Annotated in this window: 2 protein-coding genes; one reads left to right on the plus strand and one right to left on the minus strand. The window is 69.1% G+C overall.

What is annotated here, in order from left to right; genetic code table 11:
- A partial coding sequence (locus tag A9X03_RS18310; protein ID WP_156746596.1) for a lysylphosphatidylglycerol synthase transmembrane domain-containing protein occupies nucleotides 1–1,516 on the plus strand: 1,516 nt, incomplete at its 5' end.
- Between the two features lie 16 nt (nucleotides 1,517–1,532).
- Here A9X03_RS18310 and A9X03_RS18315 read toward each other — a convergent pair.
- Nucleotides 1,533–1,733, minus strand: a 201-nt coding sequence (locus A9X03_RS18315; protein WP_156746597.1) for a hypothetical protein, incomplete at its 5' end; no start/stop codon positions are given.

The following is a 1,733-nucleotide window of genomic DNA, read 5'->3' on the forward strand; positions in this document are numbered from 1 at the left end:
GACCGCGCCGCTGGTGACCTCGATGCGCCGCGCCGTCGAGCACCGCGCCCTGATGACGATCGCCATCGGGGAGGTGGACCTGGCGAACACCTCGACGATCGCCGTCGCCACCCTCGACCGAGGCTGGATTCTGTACTCGCACAAGCCACCCCACGGCCTGCCGCTCGGTCGGTGCGCACAGTCGACCCCCGTGGACCGGGTGTGGAGGTCGCTGCGCAGGCTCAACGACCAGCAGATCGCCCACGGCGACCTGCGCGCCAACGAGATCACCTTCGATGAGGGCACGGTGCGCTTCGGTGGCTTCCACAACGCCGAATACGGTGCCAGCGAGGCCCAACTGCAATCCGACATCGCGCAGCTGCTGGTGACCACCTCCGCCCTGTATGACCCCAAATCGGCGGTGGCCGCGGCCATCGACGCGTTCGACAGGGACACCATCCTGAGCGCGTCGCGTCGGTTGACGAAAGTGGCTGTGCCGCGGCTCATTCGGAGGTCCGTCCCGAATGCGGGCGCCGTCATCTCGGCGGCCCGCGCGGAGGTGAAGCGCCAGACCGGGGCCGACCAGATCAAGACCGAGACCATCACCCGGTTCACCCGCAGCCAGCTCATCCAGCTGGTGCTCTTCGGCGCGCTGGTGTACGTCGCCTATCCCTTCATCAGCACCGCGCCCACGTTCTTCTCCCAGCTGAGGTCCGCCAACTGGTGGTACGCGCTGCTCGGCTTGGCGGTGTCGGCGCTGACGTACCTCGGCGCGGCCGCGGCCCTATGGGCCTGCACCGACGGGACGGTCAACTATTGGCGGCTGTCATTCGTCCAGGTGGCCAACACCTTTGCCGCGACCACCACGCCAGCCGGCGTCGGCGGGCTCGCGCTGTCCACCCGGTATCTGCAAAAGAGCGGCCTGTCGGCGATGCGAGCCACCGCGGCGGTCGCGCTGCAGCAGGCCGTGCAGGTGATCGTGCACCTCTTGCTCTTGATCTTCTTCAGCGTGGTCGCGGGCGCGTCGATGCACCTGTCGCACTTCGTGCCGAGCGCCACGATGCTGTACCTGATCGGGGGCGTGGCACTCGGCATCGTCGGCACCTTGCTGTTCGTGCCGAAGTCGCGGCGCTGGCTGGCCACCGAGGTGCGCCCGAAGCTGAACGAGGTGACCGGCGATCTGGTGAAGCTGGCCCGCGAGCCGCGGCGACTGGCGCTGATCCTGCTCGGTTGCGCGGGAACGACTCTCGGCGCGGCGCTGGCGCTGTGGGCCAGCGTCGAAGCGTTCGGCGGCGGCACGACGTTCGTCACCGTCACCGTGGTCACAATGGTCGGCGGGACACTGGCCTCCGCCGCGCCGACACCCGGCGGCGTCGGCGCCGTCGAAGCGGCGCTGATCGGTGGCCTGGCCGCCTTCGGCGTTCCGGCGGCCGTCGGGGTGCCGTCCGTGCTGCTGTACCGGGTGCTCACCTGCTGGCTGCCCGTGTTTGTCGGCTGGCCCGTGATGCGCTGGCTGACCAAGAACGAGATGATCTAACGGGCGCTGAGCGCGCTCACTCGCTCCCTGCCTGCACGACCACGAGAATCGTTGACGTGCGGGCGCTTTCGCCGACCCTGGAAGTCAGGTTGACCATGTAGTACTCCTCGGGCACCGACCGTGCGACCGCGATCGGAACGTCGACGGTCGCCGACCCGTCGGCGGAGAATTGGCCAGCCGTGGGCGTCACGGTGATCCCGCGGTCCGAGGCGGCGCC

The sequence above is a fragment of the Mycobacterium sp. E1715 genome (assembly GCF_001667625.1).
GTDB lineage: Bacteria > Actinomycetota > Actinomycetes > Mycobacteriales > Mycobacteriaceae > Mycobacterium.